Origin of the sequence: Pantoea sp. B623 (assembly GCF_024814475.1) — a bacterium.
Lineage (GTDB): Bacteria > Pseudomonadota > Gammaproteobacteria > Enterobacterales > Enterobacteriaceae > Pantoea > Pantoea ananatis.
This window is the reverse complement of record NZ_JANUXM010000004.1, coordinates 1,953,565-1,974,850: the sequence shown is the minus strand read 5'-3', so window position 1 is coordinate 1,974,850 and position 21,286 is coordinate 1,953,565. Positions and strand designations below refer to the sequence as shown.

The 21,286-nt window shown below is 53.7% G+C and carries 21 protein-coding genes and 2 tRNA genes; 18 read left to right on the top strand and 5 right to left on the bottom strand.

The window, feature by feature from the left end:
• Positions 1-111 precede the first annotated feature (111 nt).
• Positions 112-369, top strand: a complete 258-nt coding sequence (gene ibaG / locus NXS97_RS11030) for a BolA family iron metabolism protein IbaG (protein WP_010251880.1) — start codon at positions 112-114, stop codon at positions 367-369.
• Positions 370-433: 64 nt separating this feature from the next.
• The gene (gene murA / locus NXS97_RS11025) at positions 434-1,693 is read left to right on the top strand and encodes a UDP-N-acetylglucosamine 1-carboxyvinyltransferase (protein ID WP_014595155.1); all 1,260 of its coding nucleotides are present in this window, start codon (positions 434-436) and stop codon (positions 1,691-1,693) included.
• 73 nt (positions 1,694-1,766) lie between these two features.
• Here the strand turns inward: murA and NXS97_RS11020 are convergent, their stop codons facing one another.
• Both NXS97_RS11020 and ispB read right to left on the bottom strand, forming a co-directional pair.
• The gene (locus NXS97_RS11020; RefSeq protein WP_013024337.1) at positions 1,767-2,048 is read right to left on the bottom strand and encodes a helix-turn-helix transcriptional regulator; all 282 of its coding nucleotides are present in this window, start codon (positions 2,046-2,048) and stop codon (positions 1,767-1,769) included.
• 233 nt (positions 2,049-2,281) lie between these two features.
• Positions 2,282-3,253 carry an octaprenyl diphosphate synthase gene (gene ispB, locus NXS97_RS11015; protein ID WP_013024338.1) on the bottom strand — a complete coding sequence of 324 codons (972 nt, stop codon included), beginning with the start codon at positions 3,251-3,253 and terminating at the stop codon, positions 2,282-2,284.
• 255 nt (positions 3,254-3,508) lie between these two features.
• On the opposite strand from ispB, the gene rplU reads away from it, so the two are divergent.
• The 3 genes from rplU to cgtA all read left to right on the top strand — a co-directional run bounded on the left by rplU (position 3,509) and on the right by cgtA (position 5,507).
• A complete protein-coding gene (gene rplU / locus NXS97_RS11010; protein ID WP_013024339.1) occupies positions 3,509-3,820 on the top strand; it encodes a 50S ribosomal protein L21 in 312 nt (103 codons plus the stop codon).
• Between the two features lie 15 nt (positions 3,821-3,835).
• Positions 3,836-4,093 (top strand): 50S ribosomal protein L27, encoded by a 258-nt coding sequence (gene rpmA, locus NXS97_RS11005; protein WP_009092448.1) that lies wholly within the window; start codon positions 3,836-3,838, stop codon positions 4,091-4,093.
• Between the two features lie 241 nt (positions 4,094-4,334).
• Positions 4,335-5,507, top strand: a complete 1,173-nt coding sequence (gene cgtA, locus NXS97_RS11000; RefSeq protein ID WP_013024341.1) for an Obg family GTPase CgtA — start codon at positions 4,335-4,337, stop codon at positions 5,505-5,507.
• Positions 5,508-5,554: 47 nt separating this feature from the next.
• Here cgtA and NXS97_RS10995 read toward each other — a convergent pair whose 3' ends face one another.
• Both NXS97_RS10995 and dacB read right to left on the bottom strand, forming a co-directional pair.
• Positions 5,555-5,980: a hotdog fold thioesterase gene (locus tag NXS97_RS10995; protein WP_015701100.1), complete on the bottom strand. Its 426-nt coding sequence runs from the start codon at positions 5,978-5,980 to the stop codon at positions 5,555-5,557.
• A gap of 476 nt (positions 5,981-6,456) precedes the next feature.
• On the bottom strand, positions 6,457-7,890 hold the full coding sequence (dacB, locus tag NXS97_RS10990; protein WP_014595158.1) for a serine-type D-Ala-D-Ala carboxypeptidase: 1,434 nt from the start codon (positions 7,888-7,890) through the stop codon (positions 6,457-6,459).
• Positions 7,891-8,136: 246 nt separating this feature from the next.
• Between dacB and greA the strand changes: the two genes are divergently transcribed.
• A complete protein-coding gene (gene greA, locus NXS97_RS10985; protein ID WP_116219991.1) occupies positions 8,137-8,613 on the top strand; it encodes a transcription elongation factor GreA in 477 nt (158 codons plus the stop codon).
• Between the two features lie 106 nt (positions 8,614-8,719).
• Here the strand turns inward: greA and yhbY are convergent, their stop codons facing one another.
• Positions 8,720-9,013, bottom strand: a complete 294-nt coding sequence (gene yhbY / locus NXS97_RS10980; RefSeq protein ID WP_013024345.1) for a ribosome assembly RNA-binding protein YhbY — start codon at positions 9,011-9,013, stop codon at positions 8,720-8,722.
• A 126-nt stretch (positions 9,014-9,139) separates the two neighbouring features.
• Here yhbY and rlmE point away from each other — a divergent pair, with 126 nt between their 5' ends.
• The 12 genes from rlmE (at position 9,140) to truB (ending at position 21,197) form a co-directional block, all read left to right on the top strand.
• On the top strand, positions 9,140-9,769 hold the full coding sequence (rlmE, locus tag NXS97_RS10975; RefSeq protein ID WP_014595159.1) for a 23S rRNA (uridine(2552)-2'-O)-methyltransferase RlmE: 630 nt from the start codon (positions 9,140-9,142) through the stop codon (positions 9,767-9,769).
• 113 nt (positions 9,770-9,882) lie between these two features.
• Positions 9,883-11,814: an ATP-dependent zinc metalloprotease FtsH gene (gene ftsH, locus NXS97_RS10970; RefSeq protein ID WP_015701098.1), complete on the top strand. Its 1,932-nt coding sequence runs from the start codon at positions 9,883-9,885 to the stop codon at positions 11,812-11,814.
• Between the two features lie 80 nt (positions 11,815-11,894).
• Positions 11,895-12,728: a dihydropteroate synthase gene (gene folP, locus NXS97_RS10965; RefSeq protein WP_014595161.1), complete on the top strand. Its 834-nt coding sequence runs from the start codon at positions 11,895-11,897 to the stop codon at positions 12,726-12,728.
• A 6-nt stretch (positions 12,729-12,734) separates the two neighbouring features.
• Positions 12,735-14,069: a phosphoglucosamine mutase gene (glmM, locus tag NXS97_RS10960; protein WP_013024349.1), complete on the top strand. Its 1,335-nt coding sequence runs from the start codon at positions 12,735-12,737 to the stop codon at positions 14,067-14,069.
• Positions 14,070-14,287: 218 nt separating this feature from the next.
• A complete protein-coding gene (gene secG, locus NXS97_RS10955; protein WP_014606749.1) occupies positions 14,288-14,623 on the top strand; it encodes a preprotein translocase subunit SecG in 336 nt (111 codons plus the stop codon).
• Positions 14,624-14,679: 56 nt separating this feature from the next.
• A tRNA-Leu gene (locus tag NXS97_RS10950) sits at positions 14,680-14,766 on the top strand.
• Positions 14,767-14,825: 59 nt separating this feature from the next.
• A tRNA-Met gene (locus NXS97_RS10945) sits at positions 14,826-14,902 on the top strand.
• Positions 14,903-15,113: 211 nt separating this feature from the next.
• The gene (gene rimP, locus NXS97_RS10940) at positions 15,114-15,566 is read left to right on the top strand and encodes a ribosome maturation factor RimP (protein WP_006121761.1); all 453 of its coding nucleotides are present in this window, start codon (positions 15,114-15,116) and stop codon (positions 15,564-15,566) included.
• A 24-nt stretch (positions 15,567-15,590) separates the two neighbouring features.
• Positions 15,591-17,078, top strand: coding sequence for a transcription termination factor NusA (nusA, locus tag NXS97_RS10935; RefSeq protein WP_014595162.1), 1,488 nt, complete (start codon positions 15,591-15,593; stop codon positions 17,076-17,078).
• A gap of 17 nt (positions 17,079-17,095) precedes the next feature.
• Complete coding sequence (gene infB, locus NXS97_RS10930) at positions 17,096-19,780, top strand: translation initiation factor IF-2 (RefSeq protein ID WP_013024353.1); 2,685 nt, start codon at positions 17,096-17,098, stop codon at positions 19,778-19,780.
• 65 nt (positions 19,781-19,845) lie between these two features.
• The gene (gene rbfA, locus NXS97_RS10925; protein WP_014606748.1) at positions 19,846-20,253 is read left to right on the top strand and encodes a 30S ribosome-binding factor RbfA; all 408 of its coding nucleotides are present in this window, start codon (positions 19,846-19,848) and stop codon (positions 20,251-20,253) included.
• Positions 20,253-21,197: a tRNA pseudouridine(55) synthase TruB gene (gene truB / locus NXS97_RS10920; RefSeq protein ID WP_013024355.1), complete on the top strand. Its 945-nt coding sequence runs from the start codon at positions 20,253-20,255 to the stop codon at positions 21,195-21,197. Before rbfA ends, truB begins: the two co-directional genes overlap by 1 nt.
• Positions 21,198-21,286: the final 89 nt, after the last annotated feature.

Below are 21,286 nucleotides of genomic sequence, written 5' to 3'. Positions count from 1 at the left end.
TGGCCTTTCTCGTCAAAGCCCCGGTCCCGTACAGGGGCTTTTGCGTATTTAAGAATCAGGCACTTTCCTCTACTATGTCAGCCTTATTATTATTAAGTGAAGTTAAGAGCAATGGAAAACAGTGAGATTCAGGCCGTGCTGATGGCAGCGCTGCCCTTAGATGAAGTTCATGTCATGAGCAATGATGGCAGCCATTTCCAGGTTATCGCCGTGGGTGAGCTGTTTGGTGAGTTAAGCCGCGTGAAGAAGCAGCAGGCTGTCTATGCGCCGCTGATGGAATTTATTGCGGACAACCGTATTCATGCCGTCTCCATCAAAACTTACACGCCTGCAGAGTGGGCGCGTGACCGTAAACTCAACGGTTTTTGATTCCCTCCGGGGCTGCTCGCCTGAGCGTGACCGTTTTATAGCCAGTTAATTGAGAACCGTGTTAATGGATAAATTTCGTGTGCAAGGCCCCACCCGCTTAAGTGGTGAAGTCACCATTTCCGGCGCGAAAAACGCCGCGCTACCCATTCTGTTTGCTGCTTTGCTGGCTGAAGAGCCGGTAGAGATCACGAATGTGCCAAAGCTGCGTGACATCGACACCACCATGAAGCTGTTGACGCAACTGGGTGCAAAGGTTGAGCGCAACGGTTCTGTACACGTTGATGCCAGCGGTGTAGACGTTTTTTGTGCGCCTTACGAACTGGTGAAAACCATGCGTGCCTCAATTTGGGCGCTGGGTCCGCTGGTGGCGCGTTTTGGCCAGGGCGAAGTGTCACTGCCGGGCGGCTGCGCCATCGGTGCGCGTCCGGTTGACCTGCATATTACGGGCCTTGAGCAGTTAGGTGCAGAGATCAAGCTGGAAGAAGGTTATGTCAAAGCATCCGTTAACGGACGCCTGAAGGGCGCGCTGATCGTGATGGACAAAGTCAGCGTGGGCGCGACCGTCACCATCATGAGCGCAGCGACGCTGGCAACCGGCACTACCGTGATTGAGAATGCGGCGCGTGAACCTGAAATCGTTGATACCGCCAACTTCCTGAACACGCTGGGCGCCAAAATCAGCGGTGCCGGTACCGATAAAATTACTATCGAAGGTGTCGAGCGTCTGGGCGGCGGCGTTTACCGTGTACTGCCCGATCGCATTGAAACCGGCACCTTCCTGGTTGCGGCAGCCATCTCCGGCGGTAAAGTCATCTGCCGCAATGCACAGCCCGATACGCTGGATGCGGTGCTGGCGAAGCTGCGCGATGCTGGGGCAGACATCGAAACCGGTGAAGACTGGATCAGCCTGGATATGCACGGCAAGCGACCTAAAGCGGTTAACGTGCGTACGGCTCCGCATCCGGGATTCCCGACCGATATGCAGGCACAGTTTACCTTGCTGAATCTGGTGGCAGAAGGAACGGGTTTGATTACCGAAACCATCTTCGAAAACCGCTTTATGCATATCCCTGAGCTGATTCGTATGGGCGCGCATGCAGAAATTGAGAGCAATACTGCAATCTGTCACGGTGTAGAAACCTTGTCAGGTGCGCAGGTGATGGCAACGGATCTTCGTGCCTCGGCCAGTCTGGTCTTGGCAGGCTGTATTGCGGAAGGAACAACGCTGGTCGATCGTATTTACCATATTGACCGTGGCTACGAGCATATCGAAGATAAGCTCAAAGCGATGGGGGCGAATATTGAGCGCATCAGCGGCGAATAATCTCGCGGCGTCATGCTAATGAAACCAGCCTTATCACAAGGCTGGTTTTTTTTCGGCTACCGATCGCGTTACGCTAGCTTTTGGTCTCGTTGTGAGTCGGTCGCACACGCTTTTTGCGATCCAGGAGACAATGGGTTTCGGGATCGTAATAACGACTTGGCCATATCTCTGACGGATGAACATTGATCGCATCGGCAATCAGCCATTCGCCTTTGGGCCAGGGGCGCGAGAGCGCGTTGGCCAGGGTTGATGAACTTAATCCCGACTGACGTGAAAGCGCCGCCAGCGTGGTGCCACGTTTACGTAGTGCGGCAATGATATCGGCGGGATGCCAGTCCTCTGTCCTGCTCTGCATAACCTTTTCTCCTTGTCCTTGTCAGTGCGTAACGCGCGAGTGATGCTGACTTGTCTACATCCTATCTGGAAAGTTGCTGAATTTTATATCAGAAAATTTCCATAAGATTCCAGTAATATTTAGGCAAGCAGACAGAACTGAGCGGCCTGACTCAAAAGGAGTGTAACGTGTGAAAGAAGAAGGAGGAGTGGGATAAGGTCACGGAGCCGTGGTGGCTCCGTCAGGAACAGAAATCAGAAATCGCGTTGGACTGACATGTGCGCCAGCGCTTCCAGGGCGGAGCGCCACGGGGTTTCTGGCAGAATCTGCAAGGCTGCAATGGCTTTATCGGCCTCTTGCTCCGCACGCTGACGCGTCCATTCCAGTGAGCCACACTGGTTCATCGCTTCCAGAACGGGCGCCAGTAAATGGCGACCGTTGCCCTGTTCGATAGCATCGCGGATCATTTTCGCCTGCTCAGGCGAACCATGGTTCATGGCGTGAAGCAGTGGCAGGGTGGGTTTACCTTCGCTGAGGTCGTCACCGGTATTTTTACCCAGGGTTTCCCCATCGGCACTGTAGTCAAGTAAATCGTCAATTAACTGGAAGGCAGTTCCCAGATAGCGCCCATAATCCTGTAGGGCTTTTTCCTGCGCTGGCGTTGCCTCCGCTAAAATCGCCGAGGCCTGAGAGGCGGCTTCGAATAAGCGAGCTGTTTTGCTGTAGATCACCCGCATATAGCTCTCTTCTGTGATGTCAGGATCGTTGACGTTCATCAGCTGAAGCACTTCCCCTTCCGCGATAACGTTCACCGCTTCAGACATCAGCGCCAGGATACGTAGCGATCCCATGCTGGTCATCATCTGGAAGGCGCGAGTATAAATAAAATCACCGACCAGCACGCTGGCTGCATTACCAAATGCAGCGTTCGCGGTGGCCTTGCCACGGCGCATATCGGATTCATCCACGACATCGTCATGCAATAGCGTGGCGGTGTGGATAAATTCGATCAGCGCCGCGTTGGTGACGTGGAGATCGCCCTGATAACCCATGGCGCGCGCCGACAGCACGGCAATCATGGGGCGAATGCGTTTACCGCCGCCACTGATGATGTAATAACCCAGCTGGTTGATGAGCGAGACATCTGAATTCAGCTGGTCGAGTATGGTCTGGTTAACGGCAGCCATGTCCTGTGCGGTTAATTCGTTAATCTGTTCTAAGTTCATTCGTCTTTTCAGCTATGACTCGTTTCTTTGCCATGGTAAGCGGTTTTACCCAGCCAGCGTTCAGTAATCTGTTACTGATTGTACTTGAATTTTCAGGTTGAGAAACGTTTGCATTGAGCCTGTGTTTTTTTTCTGCAAGAGTGTGCAAAGTGCTCTTGTCTTCTGTTTGAGTTTTGCGTAGAATTCGCGCCCTATTGTGAATATTTAGCGCGCCGCCTGATGAACTGAAAGGCAAGCGCAGAAGCGGAGTTTTATATGTACGCGGTTTTCCAAAGTGGTGGTAAACAACACCGAGTAAGCGAAGGTCAGACCGTTCGCCTGGAAAAGCTGGACATCGCAACCGGTGAAACCATTGAGTTTGACCAGGTTCTGATGATTGCAAATGGCGAAGACGTGAAAATCGGCGCGCCACTGGTTTCAGGCGGTGTGATCAAGGCAGAAGTTGTTGCTCATGGTCGTGGCGAGAAAATTAAGATCGTTAAGTTTCGTCGTCGTAAGCACTACCGTAAGCAAGCTGGCCATCGCCAGTGGTTCACTGATGTGAAAATCACTGGTATCACGGCGTAAGAGGAGATCTGACAAATGGCACATAAAAAGGCTGGTGGTTCGACTCGAAATGGTCGTGACTCCAATGCAAAACGTCTGGGCGTAAAACGTTTCGGTGGCGAATCTGTTCTGGCAGGTAGCATCATCGTTCGTCAGCGTGGCACCAAATTCCACGCAGGTAGCAACGTTGGTTGTGGTCGTGACCACACCCTGTTTGCTACTGCAGACGGCAAAGTAAAATTCGAAGTTAAAGGTCCGAACAACCGTAAATACATCAGCATCGTTGCTGAGTAAGGTTGTCGTGACGCAGACGGTTAACGTCTGAACGCACGAATTGAAGGCCCCGCAACTGTTGCGGGGCTTTTTACATTCTGCGACCCCTTGCCCGACAGGCGACATCGCCTGAATGTTTGCTGTACACTTTATGTACACGCTGGCGTCAGCCAGTTTTGATTTATCCGCCGCTGGTCGCGCAGAAGACCCTGGCGGACCCGTCTGCAGCGTATTGCAGACGATTGTGTGACGGAGAAAGAAAATGAAGTTTGTAGATGAAGCGACAATTTTGGTCGTCGCAGGTGATGGCGGTAATGGTTGTGTCAGTTTCCGCCGTGAAAAATATATCCCGAAAGGCGGCCCGGACGGCGGTGATGGCGGTGACGGCGGCGACGTATTCTTAGTGGCTGACGAAAACCTTAACACCCTGATCGATTATCGTTTCGAAAAGTCGTTCCGCGCCGAGCGGGGACAGAATGGTCAGAGTCGCGACTGTACCGGTAAGCGTGGTAAAGATATCACCGTTAAAGTGCCGGTAGGAACCCGTGTTATCGACCAGGGAACGGGCGAAACGCTGGGCGATATGACGCGTCACCAGCAGACCCTGATGGTGGCAAAAGGCGGCTGGCACGGTCTGGGAAATACCCGCTTTAAATCATCGGTAAACCGCAGTCCGCGTCAAAAAACCATGGGTACGCCCGGCGAGAAACGCGACCTGCAGCTGGAGCTGATGCTGTTGGCTGACGTAGGCATGCTGGGTTTACCTAACGCCGGGAAATCGACCTTTATCCGTGCGGTTTCTGCTGCTAAACCAAAAGTGGCGGACTATCCCTTTACTACGCTGGTGCCAAGCCTGGGCGTGGTGCGTATGGATAGCGAGCAGAGCTTTGTGGTGGCCGATATCCCCGGCCTGATTGAAGGCGCAGCCGAGGGCGCAGGTTTAGGTATTCGCTTCCTGAAGCACCTGGAACGCTGCCGCGTGCTGCTGCACCTGATCGACATTGCGCCCATTGACGAGAGCGATCCGGTTGAGAACGCCCGTATTATTTTGGGCGAGCTGGAGAAATACAGCGATAAGCTGTTTAACAAGCCGCGCTGGCTGGTATTCAACAAAGTCGATCTGATTGATGAAGAAGAAGCTCAGGCGCGTGCAAAAGCCATTGCCGAGGCGCTGGGTTGGGAAGATAAATACTATCTTATCTCTGCCGCCAGCCGTCAGGGCGTTACGGACCTGTGCTGGGACGTGATGAGCTTTATCAACGCCAATCCGAAAGAAGCTGACGTTGAAGAAAAACAGCCGGAGAAAGTGGAGTTCATGTGGGACGATTACCACAAAGAAGCCATTGAAACCGCGGCGGTTGAAGAAGATGAAGAGTGGGATGATGACTGGGATGAGGATGACGACGAAGGCGTCGAAATCATCTACCAGCGCTAGACCGCTTACGACTGCCCCCTTTCCACCGGAACGGGGGCAGATTTCTTTCAGGGCTGCGCCAGCACCGCAACGGTAAGCCGTGCGCTACAGCATAATTTATCCTGCTCGTGACGAATCTCAATCTGCCACGTCTGATTCCGCTTCCCCACATGCAGCGGACGACAGATACCGCGCACCAGACCACCTGAAACGGCCCGATGATGGCTGGCATTCACTTCGATGCCGACCACGCGGCTGCCATCCTCTGATGCCAGATAGCCCGCCACAGAACCCAGCGTTTCGGCTAACACCACTGAGGCGCCGCCGTGCAGCAGGCCAAAGGGCTGCTGCGTGCGGCTGTCTACTGGCATGGTGGCTTCAAGATAGTCATCACCCACTGCGGTGAAAATGATGCCCACATGCGCCACCAGCGTATGAGTGCTCTGCGCATTGAGCGCATCCAGACAAACTACGCGTTTCCAGATCGTTGCCATTGTCAGGCTCCCAGGGTTGCGCCATCGTCTTCCACGCTGCGATGTCACATGACGTAACGCAGAGGCGAAAGAATTAGCGTAGTGATAACCGCCTGCGGCTGTCCAGTTTTACATCAGCATTGCATCTCAAGGGTAAAAGAAGGGCGTTTACTGGGCCGGGCGACAGGGCGTTGCAGCCTCTGCCTGCGATCCCCGTTATCGTCCCTGAACCCGGGTGGATTCGGTTAAGAAAATTTATGCGATTACCCAGGGTGCCAGCGTGAGGCGGGGCGCAGATAACCCGCTAAACAGGTACCGATTCTGTAAGACCCGGGCATAAGAAAAGCCATGCGGCTGGGAGTGATGCGGCCTGGCGCGCAGGCGAAGGTATCCTGAACAGGTTGTTGCGCGCCTGAAGCCGAGGCGTTATCCCTGACTTTTTGGCGATGATAAAAAAAACGCAGCAGGTGGTCGCCCGCTGCGTTTCCTAACATAAATCAGTAATTCTTATTGATATCGCGATAGAGCCGGCTTTCAAAGCGCACCAGCGGAATACGGCGTGTGCGCTGATCCTGCGGCGGAACCGCATAGCCAGAAAGGAACTGCACAAACGCCACGCGTGCCCCGCTAGAGGTGGTGATAAAGCCTGCAAGGTTATATACGCCTTGCAGTGAGCCGGTTTTAGCCGAGACTTTGCCATCCAGACCGGCTTCGTGCAGGCCGCCACGGTACTGCAGCGTGCCATCGTGTCCGGCCAGCGGTAGCATCGAAATATAATCCAGTTTGCTGTCGTTCTGCGCAATATATTGCAGCACCTGCATCATGGTGGCGGGGGAGATCAGATCGTGACGTGACAGGCCCGAACCATCCACCTGGATGCTGTTACCCAAATCAATATTGGCTTTTTCGCGCAGGATGCGACGAACCGCATCTGACCCTGCGCGGAAGGTGCCCGGTACGTTGAAGTAATGATGACCAATGGTGCGGAACACCGTGTCGGCAATCATATTGTCGGACTTCTTCAGCATCATATGCAGCAGCGTATGCAGCGGCGCTGACTGCGTTGATGCCAGCACAGTGCCCGGCTCGGTCACCTGCGTCTGACGGAGCAGATGGCCGCTGTAATCAATACCGGCGGAACGCAGTTCTGCTTTCAGGATTTCGCCTGCCCAGGCCGCGCCATCCTGAACCGCAAAGGCTAAAGGAAGCGGATCGCTACGCTGACGCATACAGCCGGTTAAGGTGTAGCGGTTCAGCTCGCCTGGCACCACGTCCAGCTCGCAGTATTGTCCGTCACCGCTGTTGCGCCCAATCGTCCGCACCTGGCTTAACATGTGAGCCGGGTAGTAGGACGCAATGCGGATAAAGGCATTTTCGCCCGGTTTGTCGGCACTGTAGAGTGAAACCGAGAAGCAGTTTTTATCCACAATAGCCGCCGCCGGCGGTGCGCTAAAGCACTGGGTCATGTCATTCCACGGCCAGCCAGGCGCCGCATCATGGCTGGCAAACACCGAGGTATCGATGACCAGATTACCTTTGATGTGTGTGATGCCTTGTTTTTTTAACGCCGCGACCATATTCCGCAGATCCTGACGACCCAAGGTAGGATCGCCAGCAAACCGGGCTACTAAATCACCATTAAGCGTGCCATCGACCAGCGCGCCTTTGGTTTCAAAGGTGGTTTGAAAACGGTAATCACCGCCCAGTTCCAGCAATGCCGCCAGGGCGGTGATCACTTTCATGGTACTGGCGGGAAGTGCCATCTGTTTCCCGTGGTAATCGATAATTGGCGTGGATGCGCCCACTTTTTGCACCAGCAAAGCCAGATTGGCACCATCTGGCAGATATTGCATGTATTCATCAACTGGCGCTGCTTGTGCCTGCAGCATAAAAGCACAGGTTAATCCGGTAACAAGTCGTGAAAATCGCATAATCTCGCGGCAACTGACAGGTGAAGGCGACAATACTACGTCCCTGGACGGTGGAAAGTAAACGATGACCCGCAGGGAACTCTGGGTTAAAATACGTATCAAATTGCAAAACCTTTTCTGGCCTGGAACACTTTCCGGGTCAGTCTTCTTTTATTTGCAAAACGAGGTCTTGCGCCGCAGAACGCTTTTTTCTGCAGTCACCGGTCAGGATGCACCGTGAAACAGGAATGATGACGAGGAGCTAAAATGAACCAGATTCCGATGACGTTAAGAGGCGCTGAAAGGCTGCGCGAAGAGCTGCATGAGCTGAAAACGGTGAAGCGCCCGCGCATTATTGCCTCCATCGCGGAGGCCCGCGAGCACGGCGATTTGAAAGAGAACGCCGAATACCACGCCGCGCGTGAAGAACAGGGGTTCTGTGAGGGACGCATTCAGGAGATTGAAGCCAAACTCTCTAATGCGCAGGTCATTGACGTCACACAGATTCCGAAAACCGGCCGCGTGATTTTTGGCGCAACGGTAACCGTGTTGAACGTGGACACGGATGAAGAGTTTACCTATCGCATCGTGGGTGATGATGAGGCAGACTTTAAGCAGAATTTGATTTCTGTTAACTCGCCGATGGCCCGTGGCCTGGTAGGGAAAGAAGCCGATGACGTGGCGATTATCAAAACGCCAGGCGGCGATGTCGAGTACGAAATCCTGAAGGTGGAGTACATCTGACAGGGTGCAATTGTCTGAAAAGCATTGCCGTACAGTGTAAAGAAAGGAAAAAGGCCGCGCTGCGGCCTTTTATCCCATGTAAGAGCATGGCACTTTCTTTGCCCACCTAGCGTGGCAGAGAAATTTTGCTCTCTTTAGCGGGGCGATACAGCACCAGCGTTTTGCCAATGACCTGAACGTTGCTGGCACGGGTTTCACGTACGATAGCTTCAACGATCAGCTGCCTGGTTTCACGTTCTTCAGAGGCAATTTTCACCTTGATCAATTCGTGATGTTCCAGCGCGTGTTCAATCTCAGCCAGTACACCTTCGGTCAGGCCATTGCCTCCGAGCATGACGACTGGCTTGAGCGGATGGGCGAGGCCTTTGAGGTGCTGTTTTTGTTTGGTACTTAGATTCATCGTATTATTTACTTACTCGGGGATTGAAAACGGTTCATTCTACCGCCATCTCGGGTATATCGCCAAATCGACGCAGCCTATCGCGTGCAGATTTATCGCTACGATGACGATTTAGTTGGAAATTTTATGACCGGTAAAAAGCGTTCAGCCAGCTCCAGCCGCTGGCTACAGGAACACTTTAGCGATAAATACGTGCTCCAGGCACAGAAAAAAGGGTTGCGTTCGCGCGCCTGGTTTAAACTTGATGAAATCCAACAGGGTGACAAGCTTTTCAAACCCGGGATGACCGTGGTAGATCTGGGTGCTGCACCCGGTGGCTGGTCGCAATATGTGGTACAGCAAATTGGGTCCAAAGGTCGCGTTATCGCTTGTGATATTCTGCCGATGGATCCTATTGTTGGTGTCGATTTCCTTCAAGGTGATTTTCGTGAAGAATCGGTGATCAAAGCGTTACTTGAACGTGTGGGCGAGCAGAAGGTCCAGGTCGTCATGTCGGATATGGCACCGAATATGAGTGGTACACCTGCCGTAGATATTCCCCGGTCGATGTATTTGGTTGAGCTGGCGTTGGATATGTGCCGTGATATTTTGGCTCCCGGCGGCAGTTTTGTTGTGAAAGTGTTCCAGGGAGATGGCTTTGATGAATACCTGCGGGAAATTCGCTCCCTGTTTACGAAAGTGAAAATACGTAAGCCTGACGCTTCACGTTCACGTTCACGTGAAGTTTATATTGTGGCGACTGGGCGCAAACTGTAACCGACGTGATGGATAACCCGGCATTCCTGCTGCGATTCCATGTACGAAGGATCTATAGTACCCTACGCTATCTGTTAACACCGTTGTAATATGAGGTTAATCCCTTGAGTGACATGGCGAAAAACCTGATTCTCTGGCTAGTCATCGCGGTCGTGCTGATGTCGGTCTTCCAGAGCTTTGGGCCCAGCGAGTCGAATGGCCGTAGGGTTGATTATTCAACCTTCCTGTCGGAAGTGAACCAGGATCAGGTCCGCGAGGCACGTATTAACGGGCGTGAAATTAACGTTATCAAAAAAGACAGCAATAAATACACCACTTACATTCCTGTCAATGACCCCAAGTTACTCGATAACCTGTTGACCAAGAACGTCAAAGTGGTTGGTGAACCACCTGAAGAGCCGAGCCTGCTGGCATCTATCTTCATTTCATGGTTCCCAATGTTACTGCTGATTGGTGTGTGGATTTTCTTCATGCGTCAAATGCAGGGCGGCGGTGGCAAAGGCGCGATGTCCTTTGGTAAAAGCAAAGCCCGTATGTTGACGGAAGATCAGATTAAAACCACTTTTGCTGACGTCGCAGGCTGCGACGAAGCGAAAGAGGAAGTCGGTGAGCTGGTTGAATACCTGCGTGAACCGAGCCGCTTCCAGAAACTCGGAGGTAAAATTCCGAAAGGCGTGCTGATGGTTGGCCCGCCGGGTACCGGTAAAACCTTGCTGGCAAAAGCGATTGCCGGCGAAGCGAAAGTGCCTTTCTTTACCATTTCGGGCTCTGACTTTGTTGAAATGTTCGTCGGTGTCGGTGCATCTCGTGTGCGCGATATGTTTGAACAGGCCAAGAAGGCGGCACCGTGCATTATCTTTATCGATGAAATCGATGCGGTCGGTCGTCAGCGTGGTGCCGGTTTAGGTGGCGGTCACGATGAACGTGAACAAACCCTGAACCAGATGCTGGTTGAGATGGACGGTTTTGAAGGCAACGAAGGCATCATCGTGATTGCCGCAACCAACCGTCCAGACGTGCTTGACCCCGCGTTGCTGCGTCCGGGCCGCTTTGACCGTCAGGTTGTTGTTGGCTTGCCAGACGTGCGTGGCCGTGAGCAGATCCTGAAAGTGCACATGCGCCGCGTGCCATTAGCAACGGATATTGACGCGGCGATCATCGCGCGCGGTACGCCGGGCTTCTCTGGTGCCGATCTGGCTAACCTGGTAAACGAAGCCGCGCTGTTTGCTGCCCGCAGCAACAAGCGTGTTGTATCGATGGTGGAATTCGAAAAAGCCAAAGACAAGATCATGATGGGTGCAGAGCGCCGCTCCATGGTGATGACGGAGGCGCAGAAAGAGTCCACGGCTTATCACGAAGCCGGTCACGCCATTATTGGTCGCCTGGTGCCGGAACACGATCCGGTGCATAAAGTCACCATTATCCCGCGTGGTCGTGCATTAGGTGTGACCTTCTTCCTGCCTGAAGGCGATGCGATTAGCGCCAGCCGTCAGAAACTGGAAAGCCAGATTTCGACCCTGTACGGTGGTCGTCTGGCAGAAGAAATCATCTACGGTGTTGAGCATGTCTCAACCGGCGCATCAAACGACATCAAAGTGGCGACCAACCTGGCACGTAACATGGTGACCCAGTGGGGCTTCTCTGAAAAACTCGGTCCGTTACTGTATGCAGAAGAAGACGGTGAAGTGTTCCTCGGCCGTTCTGTGGCGAAAGCCAAGCATATGTCAGATGAAACCGCGCGTATTATCGATCAGGAAGTTAAACACCTGATTGATACGAACTACCAGCGTGCGCGTCAGATTCTGGGTGAAAACATGGACATCCTTCATGCGATGAAAGATGCGCTGATGAAGTATGAAACCATTGATGCACCGCAGATTGACGACCTGATGGCCCGCCGTGAAGTGCGTCCGCCTGCGGGCTGGGAAGATCCCGGCACCAGCAGCAATTCTGATAATAATGGCACGCCAAAGGCACCGCGTCCGGTCGATGAGCCGCGTACGCCAAATCCAGGCAACACCATGTCAGAACAGTTCGACAAATAAGACTTCACGTCTTTTAATAAAACCCCGGCTGGTCCGGGGTTTTTTACATCTATACATTGCGCTACAAGGAGTACATCACCATGAAATTGTTCGCCCGTGATTCCCATCTTGATTTGTCGTTTCCACATGTGATGGGCATTCTTAACGTCACGCCGGACTCTTTTTCGGATGGTGGTAAACACAATGCGTTGGTGGATGCACTCACGCATACCAATGAAATGGTGAATGCCGGCGCAACCATCATCGACGTGGGCGGCGAGTCTACGCGTCCCGGCGCGGATGAGGTCAGCGTTGAGGAAGAACTTGAGCGGGTCATCCCCGTGGTGGCAGCAATCGCTCAGCGCTTTGAAGTCTGGATCTCCGTGGATACCTCTAAGGCTGAGGTCATCAGGGAAGCGGCGAGCGTGGGGGCGCACATCATCAATGACGTGCGCTCTCTGTCTGAACCAGGAGCGCTGGCCGCCGCCGCCGCGACTGGCCTGCCGGTATGCCTGATGCATATGAAGGGCGAGCCGCGCACCATGCAGCAGGCACCGGCCTATCAAGATATCTTCAGCGAAGTGGATGCTTACTTCGTTGAGCAACTGGCCCGCTGCGAGGCGGCCGGAATAAAAAAAGAGAATCTGCTGCTCGACCCGGGCTTCGGTTTCGGTAAGAATCTCAGCCACAATTATGAACTGTTGGCTCGACTCGGCGAATTTCACCATTTTGGTCTGCCCCTGCTGGTTGGCATGTCACGAAAATCAATGATTGGTCAGCTGCTGAATGTCGGGCCTGGCCAGCGTCTGACCGGCAGCCTGGCCTGCGCGGTGATCGCCGCCATGCAGGGAGCACACATTATTCGCGTTCATGATGTAAAAGAAACGGTCGAGGCGATGCGGGTGGTCGAGGCGACACAAAGAGCTAAAGGATGACAGAGCATGAGTAATCGTAAATATTTTGGTACAGATGGCATTCGCGGCAAAGTGGGAGAGTCTCCGATTACCCCGGATTTTGTTTTAAAACTCGGCTGGGCTGCGGGCAAAGTGCTGGCGCGCCACGGTTCAAAAAAAATCATTATCGGCAAAGACACTCGCATTTCGGGCTATATGCTGGAATCTGCACTGGAGGCAGGACTGGCCGCCGCAGGGCTGTCAGCGGCATTTACCGGCCCAATGCCGACGCCTGCTATTGCCTATCTGACCCGCACGTTTCGCGCTGAGGCCGGTATTGTTATCTCCGCCTCCCATAACCCGTTTGACGACAACGGCATTAAGTTCTTCTCAGCCGAAGGCACCAAGCTACCTGACGAAGTAGAAGAAGCGATTGAACTGGAAATGGAAAAGCCGCTGACCTGTGTGGAATCATCCCTGTTGGGTCGCGCCAGCCGAATTGTGGATGCCGCCGGACGTTACATTGAGTTCTGTAAGGGCACCTTCCCCAGTGAGCTGAGCCTGAGTGGCCTGAAAATTGTGGTGGACTGTGCTAACGGTGCCACCTACCACATCGCGCCGAATGTCCTGCGTGAGTTGGGCGCAACGGTGATTGCCGTTGGTGTACAGCCTGATGGCATGAACATCAACAAAGAGTGCGGTGCGACCGATCTGAAAATGCTGCAGCAGCGCGTTCTGGCCGAGAAGGCGGACATCGGCCTGGCCTATGATGGCGATGGCGATCGCATCATGATGGTGGACCACTTGGGTGAGAAGGTCGATGGCGATCAGATTCTGTATATCATCGCCCGTGAAGGCCTGCGCCAGGGGCAACTGCGCGGCGGCGTTGTCGGCACGCTGATGAGTAATATGGGGCTGGAGCTGGCGCTGAAGCAGTTAGGCATTCCTTTTGTGCGGGCCAAAGTGGGTGACCGCTATGTGCTCGAAAAATTACAGGAAAAAGGCTGGCGGCTCGGCGCTGAAAACTCAGGCCACGTGATTCTGCTGGATAAAATCGCTACCGGTGATGGGATCGTAGCAAGTTTGCAAGTGCTTACTGCGATGGTGCGCAATCACATGAGCCTGCATGACCTGTGCACTGGGATGAAGATGCTGCCTCAGGTGCTGGTCAACGTGCGCTTTACGGGTGAACACGATCCTCTGGAAAGCGAAACGGTGAAAACCGTGGCGCAGGACGTGGAGAAAACCCTGGCCGGCCGTGGGCGCGTGTTGCTGCGTAAATCCGGTACGGAGCCGTTAATCCGCGTGATGGTAGAAGGCGAGGATGCAGCCCAGGTGACGGCGCTGGCTAACCAGATTGCGGATGCGGTGAAAGCGGTCTGACGCAGGTGACAGGCCGGGACAGCGTGCTGTTCCTGCCTGTAAAATCATCGCACTGGCGCTTTTTTCTGCAATCAGCCTGCGACAGCTAAATTGCACTTGCAGAGGTATGCGCCATTGGTTAGTATTCACACCCGCTTCTGATGGGTGATGAACATACTCCCCGTCATATTGGTTGAAGCTTTAACTGTGCGGATTACGCGCAAGGAAACAGGTTGATTATGTACGAAGCTCTGTTAGTTGTTTTCCTTATTGTAGCGATTGGCCTCGTGGGTCTTATTATGCTGCAGCAAGGCAAAGGCGCTGATATGGGAGCATCATTTGGTGCAGGCGCGTCTGGCACGCTGTTTGGTTCTAACGGGTCGGGTAACTTTATGACTCGCATGACCGCGGTATTGGCTACGCTGTTTTTCGTGATCAGCCTTATTCTGGGTAACCTGAACAGTAACAAGACGTCCAAAGGAAGCGAGTGGGAAAACCTCACTGCGCCAGCTCAGTCTCAACAGCAGACTCAGCCAGCTAAACCGGCTACGCCGGGCAATGATATCCCGCACTAATAGCAGCAATATAGCGTCAGGAAAAAGCGGCAGAGCAGCGTCGCAGTCAGTGCAGTACCGAGGTGGTGAAATTGGTAGACACGCTACCTTGAGGTGGTAGTGCTCGAAAGGGCTTACGGGTTCAAGTCCCGTCCTCGGTACCAAATCTTAGTATTACTTGCATTTTATGCATGTTCGGCGTAATATTCGCCACGTTTTCGGACGCGGGGTGGAGCAGCCTGGTAGCTCGTCGGGCTCATAACCCGAAGGTCGTCGGTTCAAATCCGGCCCCCGCAACCACTTTCCCTTAGAGTTCTTTTTCAAATATACTGTGTGCATCGACGGGCGCATAAGCAGCGAATTTTGAAAAAAATTCTTTTGGATGGGCGTCCGGGCCGCAGTGCGGCATACAGGGTCCAGTGATAAAAAGCCCCGAATATTCGGGGTTTTTTGTTATTAGCGAATCGTAATACTGGGCTATAGGCCCTTTTTTTATGTCTTGGGGGTGGGCTTGTCCACATTAGAGCAAAAATTGACAGAGTTGGTATCTGCTCCGGTAGAAGCGCTCGGCTACGAACTGGTCGGAATTGAATTCGTTCGTGGTCGCACATCAACCCTGCGCATCTATATTGATAGTGAAGATGGCATCAATGTTGACGATTGCGCGGACGTCAGCCACCAGGTGAGTGCGGTGATGGATGTGGAAGATCCCATCACGGTGCCTTACCACCTTGAAGTGTCCTCACCGGGGCTCGATCGTCCTCTGTTCACTGCAGAACATTATGCACGCTTTACCGGCGATGAGGTGAGCCTGGTGCTGCGTATGGCCGTTCAAAACCGCCGTAAATGGCAGGGAATCATCAAGTCTGTTGAGGGCGAGATGATAACGGTAAACGTTGAGGGTAACGACGAGGTGTTCGCGCTGAGTAATATTCAGAAAGCGAACCTGGTCCCCCACTTTTAAAAGTCCGGATTGAGGCTAACCAGGATGAACAAAGAGATCTTAGCTGTTGTAGAAGCCGTTTCTAACGAAAAAGCCCTGCCGCGTGAGAAAATCTTCGAAGCGCTGGAGAGCGCGCTGGCGACTGCGACCAAGAAAAAGTACGAGCAGGAAATTGACGTACGCGTCAGCATCGACCGTAAGAGCGGCGATTTCGACACGTTCCGTCGTTGGGAAATCGTAGAGCAGGTTACGCAGCCTACGCGCGAAATTACGCTGGATGCGGCGCGCTACGAAGACGAGTCTCTCAATCTGGGCGAATACGTAGAAGACCAGATTGAATCTGTTACGTTTGACCGTATCACGACGCAGACGGCAAAGCAGGTTATCGTACAAAAAGTGCGCGAAGCCGAACGTGCGATGGTGGTGGATCAGTTCCGCGAGCAGGAAGGCGAAATCATCACCGGTGTGGTGAAAAAAGTTAACCGCGACAACATCTCGCTGGACTTGGGCAACAATGCTGAAGCCGTGATCCTGCGTGAAGACATGCTGCCACGTGAAAACTTCCGCCCGGGCGACCGTATCCGCGGCGTTTTGTATGCCGTGCGTCCTGAAGCACGCGGCGCGCAGCTGTTTGTGACGCGTTCTAAACCTGAAATGCTGATCGAACTGTTCCGCATTGAGGTGCCAGAAATTGGCGAAGAAGTCCTTGAAATTAAAGCCGCTGCCCGCGATCCGGGTTCGCGTGCCAAAATTGCAGTAAAAACCAATGACAAACGTATCGATCCCGTTGGTGCCTGTGTGGGTATGCGCGGTGCGCGTGTTCAGGCAGTGTCTAGTGAGCTGGGCGGCGAGCGAATCGATATCGTGCTGTGGGACGACAACCCGGCACAGTTTGTGATTAACGCCATGGCTCCGGCCGATGTGGCGTCAATCGTGGTTGATGAAGATAACCACACGATGGATATCGCTGTTGAGGCTGGCAATCTGGCCCAGGCGATCGGCCGTAATGGCCAAAACGTGCGTCTGGCTTCACAGCTGAGTGGCTGGGAGCTGAACGTGATGACCGTCGATGATCTGCAGGCCAAGCATCAGGCTGAAGCACATGCGGCGATCGATATGTTCACTAAACATCTCGACATCGACGAAGAGTTCGCCACCATTCTGGTGGAAGAGGGCTTCTCAACGTTGGAAGAAATGGCCTATGTGCCAATCAACGAGCTGTTGGAAATTGACGGCCTCGACGAAGAGACCATTGAAGCCCTGCGTGAACGAGCAAAAAATGCGTTAACCACCCTGGCACTGGCAAAAGAAGAGAGCCTGGGTAATCAGGAACCTGCAGAAGACCTCCTGAATCTCGAAGGTCTGGATCGTGCACTGGCTTTCCGTCTGGCATCGAAAGGCGTTTGCACGCTGGAAGATCTCGCCGAGCAAGGTGTTGACGACCTGACGGATATTGAAGGGCTGACTGATGAGCAAGCTGGCGCGCTAATTATGGCCGCACGCAATATCTGCTGGTTCGGCGATGACGCGTAATAACAGGAAGGAACAGCATGACAGATGTAACCGTAAAATCGCTGGCAGCAGAAATTCAGACTTCGGTCGATCGCCTGGTACAGCAGTTTGCTGATGCGGGGATCCCAAAGTCTGAAAATGATGCGGTGACCCAGCACGAGAAAGAAACCTTACTGTCTCACCTGAAGCATGGTCAGGCCGGTTCAGGCAAACTGACATTGCAGCGCAAAACGCGTAGCACCTTGAATATTCCTGGCACCGGGGGTAAAAGTAAGTCGGTGCAAATCGAAGTCCGCAAAAAGCGTACGTACGTGAAAGGTGATGCAGAGTCTGAGCAAGCTCAGGCAGAAGCGGAAGCTGAGGCACAGCGTGAAGCGGAAGAGCAGGCGCAACGCGAGGCCGCTGAACAAGCGCGTCGTGAAGCGGAACAGAAAGCGCAACGTGAAGCCGAAGAGAAAGCCAGGCGCGAAGCCGCTGAAAAGGCCAAGCGTGCAGCAGCGGAAAATGAGAAAGTGACTAATCAACCTACCGACGAAGTGACCAAGGCCGCGCAGTCCGATAAAGCACGTCGTGAAGCGGAAGCCGCCGAACTGAAGCGTAAAGCGGAAGAAGAAGCGCGCCGTAAGCTGGAAGAGGCTGCCCGCCTCGCTGCGGAAGAAGCCCGCCGTTTAGCCGTAGAAAAAGCGGCTGAATGGGAAAAGCCTGAAGAAGAGGATAAGGGCGACTATCACGTCACCACCTCTACGCATGCCCGCCAGGCCGAAGACGAGAACGATCGTCAGGTTGAAGCAGGCCGTGCCCGTACCCGCAGTGCGAAAGCTGCCCGTCCGGTGAAAAAAGGCAACAAGCATTCAGAAGCCAAAACTGACCGCGAAGAAGCGCGTGCGCAGGTTCGTGGCGGTAAAGGCGGTAAGCATCGCAAACCAAGCGCACTGCAGCAGGGCTTTAACAAGCCAGCGCAGGCGGTTAACCGTGATGTCATCATTGGCGAAACCATTACCGTTGCCGAACTGGCTAACAAAATGGCCGTCAAAGGTTCACTGGTCATTAAAGCGATGATGAAAATGGGCGCCATGGCGACCATCAATCAGGTCATCGACCAGGAAACTGCACAGCTGGTTGCCGAAGAAATGGGCCACAAAGTGACCCTTCGTCGTGAGAACGAGCTGGAAGAAGCGGTAATGGACGATCGTGATACCGATGCCGCACAGGAATCCCGTGCGCCGGTCGTGACCATCATGGGCCACGTTGACCACGGTAAAACCTCCCTGCTGGACTATATCCGCTCGACCAAAATCGCCTCTGGCGAAGCGGGCGGTATTACGCAGCACATCGGTGCGTATCACGTCGAAACTGAAAACGGCATGGTAACCTTCCTGGATACCCCGGGCCACGCCGCGTTTACCGCGATGCGTGCACGTGGTGCGCAGGCAACGGATATCGTTATCCTGGTCGTCGCGGCGGATGATGGCGTGATGCCACAGACCGTTGAAGCTATCCAGCACGCCAAAGCGGCGAAAGTGCCGGTAGTGGTTGCGGTGAACAAGTGCGATAAGCCAGAAGCCGATCCGGATCGTGTTAAAAACGAGCTGACGCAGTACGGGATCATCCCGGAAGAGTGGGGCGGCGAAAACATGTTCGTTAACGTCTCTGCGAAAGCGGGTACCGGTATTGATGACCTGTTAAATGCTATCCTGCTGCAGGCTGAAGTCCTTGAGCTGACCGCTATCCGTGAAGGTATGGCGAGCGGCGTGGTGATTGAATCGTTCCTCGACAAAGGTCGTGGTCCGGTTGCCACCGTGCTGGTACGCGAAGGTACGCTGAACAAGGGCGACATCGTTCTGTGCGGCTTCGAATACGGCCGTGTCCGTGCGATGCGTGACGAACTGGGCCGCGAAGTGATGGAAGCGGGTCCTTCAATCCCGGTTGAGATCCTCGGCCTGTCCGGTGTACCGGCAGCGGGTGATGAAGCGACCGTGGTACGTGACGAGAAGAAAGCGCGTGAAGTGGCACTGTATCGTCAGGGCAAATTCCGCGAAGTGAAACTGGCGCGTCAGCAGAAATCTAAGCTGGAAAACATGTTTGCGAACATGACCGAAGGCGAAGTGTCCGAACTGAACATCGTGCTCAAAGCCGACGTACAGGGTTCTGTGGAAGCGATCTCCGACTCCTTGCTGAAACTCTCCACCGACGAAGTGAAGGTGAAGATTGTCGGTTCAGGCGTAGGTGGGATCACCGAAACCGACGCCACGCTGGCAGCGGCATCCAACGCTATCCTGCTGGGCTTCAACGTTCGTGCTGACGCGTCCGCGCGCCGCGTGATCGATGCTGAAAGCCTGGATCTGCGTTACTACTCCGTCATCTATAACCTGATTGACGAAGTGAAAGCCGCGATGAGCGGTATGCTGGCTCCAGAGTACAAACAGCAGATTATCGGTCTGGCTGAAGTGCGTGACGTGTTCAAATCACCGAAATTTGGTGCAGTGGCAGGTTGTATGGTGACGGAAGGCAATATCAAACGTCACAACCCAATCCGCGTACTGCGCGATAACGTGGTGATCTACGAAGGCGAACTGGAATCACTGCGTCGCTTTAAAGATGACGTGAACGAAGTGCGTAACGGCATGGAGTGCGGTATCGGCGTGAAGAACTATAATGACGTTCGTGTCGGCGATATGATCGAAGTCTTCGAAGTGATTGAAGTTAAACGCACTATCGCTTAAGTCTTAGCGTTAATGATGCAATTTGGGAGGCCGCTGGCCTCCCGAATTATTTGGGAGAAATAAAAATGGCGAAAGAATTTGGCCGTCCGCAGCGTGTTTCGCAGGAGCTGCAAAAAGAGATAGCCATGATCCTGCAGCGTGAAATTAAAGATCCACGCCTGGGCATGATGGTGACCGTTTCTGGCGTTGAGGTATCCCGTGACCTCGCTTACGCCAAAGTGTTTGTTACCTTCCTCAATGATAAAGATGAAGAAGCCGTACAAAATGGCCTGAAAGCGTTAAAAGAAGCCTCGGGTTATATCCGCACGCTGCTGGGTAAAGCCATGCGCCTGCGTATCGTGCCGGAACTGACCTTCTTCTACGACAACTCGTTGATCGAAGGGATGCGCATGTCTAACCTCGTCACCAACGTGGTGAAAAAAGACGTTGAGCGTCGTGGTCCTGAAGCCACGGACGATGACGAGGAGGCGTAATGAGTCGTCCTCGTCGTCGCGGTCGCGACGTCCATGGCGTCTTATTGCTGGATAAACCACAAGGGATGTCATCCAACGATGTCCTGCAAAAGGTCAAGCGTATTTTCAACGCTAACCGTGCAGGACATACCGGCGCGCTCGATCCTCTGGCCACCGGCATGTTGCCGATTTGCCTGGGTGAAGCCACCAAGTTTTCTCAGTATCTGCTGGACTCCGATAAGCGCTATCGTGTGATTGCCCGCCTGGGTGAACGCACCGATACCTCCGATGCGGACGGCAATCTGGTGCAGACCCGTCCTGTGACCTTCACTCAGTCAGAACTCGACACGGCGCTGGACAGTTTTCGTGGCGATATCATGCAGGTGCCTTCCATGTTTTCTGCATTGAAACATCAGGGCAGAAAACTGTATGAGTACGCACGTGAAGGCATCACCATCGAACGTGAACCCCGCCCGATTACCGTTTATGCGCTGCAGTTTATTCGCTGGCAGGGCAATGAGCTGGAGCTGGACGTCCACTGTTCCAAAGGCACCTACATTCGCACCATTATTGACGATCTGGGCGAGAAGCTTGGCTGCGGTGCGCACGTCATCATGCTGCGCCGGGTACAGGTTGCCCGTTATCCGTTTGAGAAGATGGTCACACTGGAGCAGCTCCAGGCACTGCAGCATCGCGCCAGTGAGGCAGGTGAAGATCTGGCGCAGCACCTTGATCCGCTGCTTCTGCCAATGGACAGCCCGGCGTCCGATTATCCGGCGGTTAACGTTTCATCCGATGTCGCCGCCTACTTTAAGCAGGGCCAACCGGTTCACGCCAGTCAGGCGCCAGCCCAGGGCTTAGTACGCGTCACCGAAGGTGAAGAGGGCAAATTTATCGGCATGGCTGAAATTGCCGAGGATGGCCGAATTGCTCCCCGCCGTTTAGTGGTGGAGTATCAGAATTAAGTTGTGCGCTTTCCGCGTTGGGCATTTGCGTTGCCCTCTGGCGAAGAGTAGAATGGCGCGGCTTTAAAGCGGGATGCTGAATTAGAGAT

Coding starts and splice junctions, on each gene's coding strand:
- rplU (WP_013024339.1), top strand. CDS start 3,509: ATGTACGCGGTTTTCCAAAGTGGTGGTAAACAACACCGAGTAAGCGAA.
- rbfA (WP_014606748.1), top strand. CDS start 19,846: ATGGCGAAAGAATTTGGCCGTCCGCAGCGTGTTTCGCAGGAGCTGCAA.
- cgtA (WP_013024341.1), top strand. CDS start 4,335: ATGAAGTTTGTAGATGAAGCGACAATTTTGGTCGTCGCAGGTGATGGC.
- ftsH (WP_015701098.1), top strand. CDS start 9,883: ATGGCGAAAAACCTGATTCTCTGGCTAGTCATCGCGGTCGTGCTGATG.
- glmM (WP_013024349.1), top strand. CDS start 12,735: ATGAGTAATCGTAAATATTTTGGTACAGATGGCATTCGCGGCAAAGTG.
- murA (WP_014595155.1), top strand. CDS start 434: ATGGATAAATTTCGTGTGCAAGGCCCCACCCGCTTAAGTGGTGAAGTC.
- ispB (WP_013024338.1), bottom strand. CDS start 3,253: ATGAACTTAGAACAGATTAACGAATTAACCGCACAGGACATGGCTGCC.
- infB (WP_013024353.1), top strand. CDS start 17,096: ATGACAGATGTAACCGTAAAATCGCTGGCAGCAGAAATTCAGACTTCG.
- secG (WP_014606749.1), top strand. CDS start 14,288: ATGTACGAAGCTCTGTTAGTTGTTTTCCTTATTGTAGCGATTGGCCTC.
- truB (WP_013024355.1), top strand. CDS start 20,253: ATGAGTCGTCCTCGTCGTCGCGGTCGCGACGTCCATGGCGTCTTATTG.
- yhbY (WP_013024345.1), bottom strand. CDS start 9,013: ATGAATCTAAGTACCAAACAAAAACAGCACCTCAAAGGCCTCGCCCAT.
- ibaG (WP_010251880.1), top strand. CDS start 112: ATGGAAAACAGTGAGATTCAGGCCGTGCTGATGGCAGCGCTGCCCTTA.
- rpmA (WP_009092448.1), top strand. CDS start 3,836: ATGGCACATAAAAAGGCTGGTGGTTCGACTCGAAATGGTCGTGACTCC.
- nusA (WP_014595162.1), top strand. CDS start 15,591: ATGAACAAAGAGATCTTAGCTGTTGTAGAAGCCGTTTCTAACGAAAAA.
- rlmE (WP_014595159.1), top strand. CDS start 9,140: ATGACCGGTAAAAAGCGTTCAGCCAGCTCCAGCCGCTGGCTACAGGAA.
- NXS97_RS10995 (WP_015701100.1), bottom strand. CDS start 5,980: ATGGCAACGATCTGGAAACGCGTAGTTTGTCTGGATGCGCTCAATGCG.
- folP (WP_014595161.1), top strand. CDS start 11,895: ATGAAATTGTTCGCCCGTGATTCCCATCTTGATTTGTCGTTTCCACAT.
- greA (WP_116219991.1), top strand. CDS start 8,137: ATGAACCAGATTCCGATGACGTTAAGAGGCGCTGAAAGGCTGCGCGAA.
- dacB (WP_014595158.1), bottom strand. CDS start 7,890: ATGCGATTTTCACGACTTGTTACCGGATTAACCTGTGCTTTTATGCTG.
- NXS97_RS11020 (WP_013024337.1), bottom strand. CDS start 2,048: ATGCAGAGCAGGACAGAGGACTGGCATCCCGCCGATATCATTGCCGCA.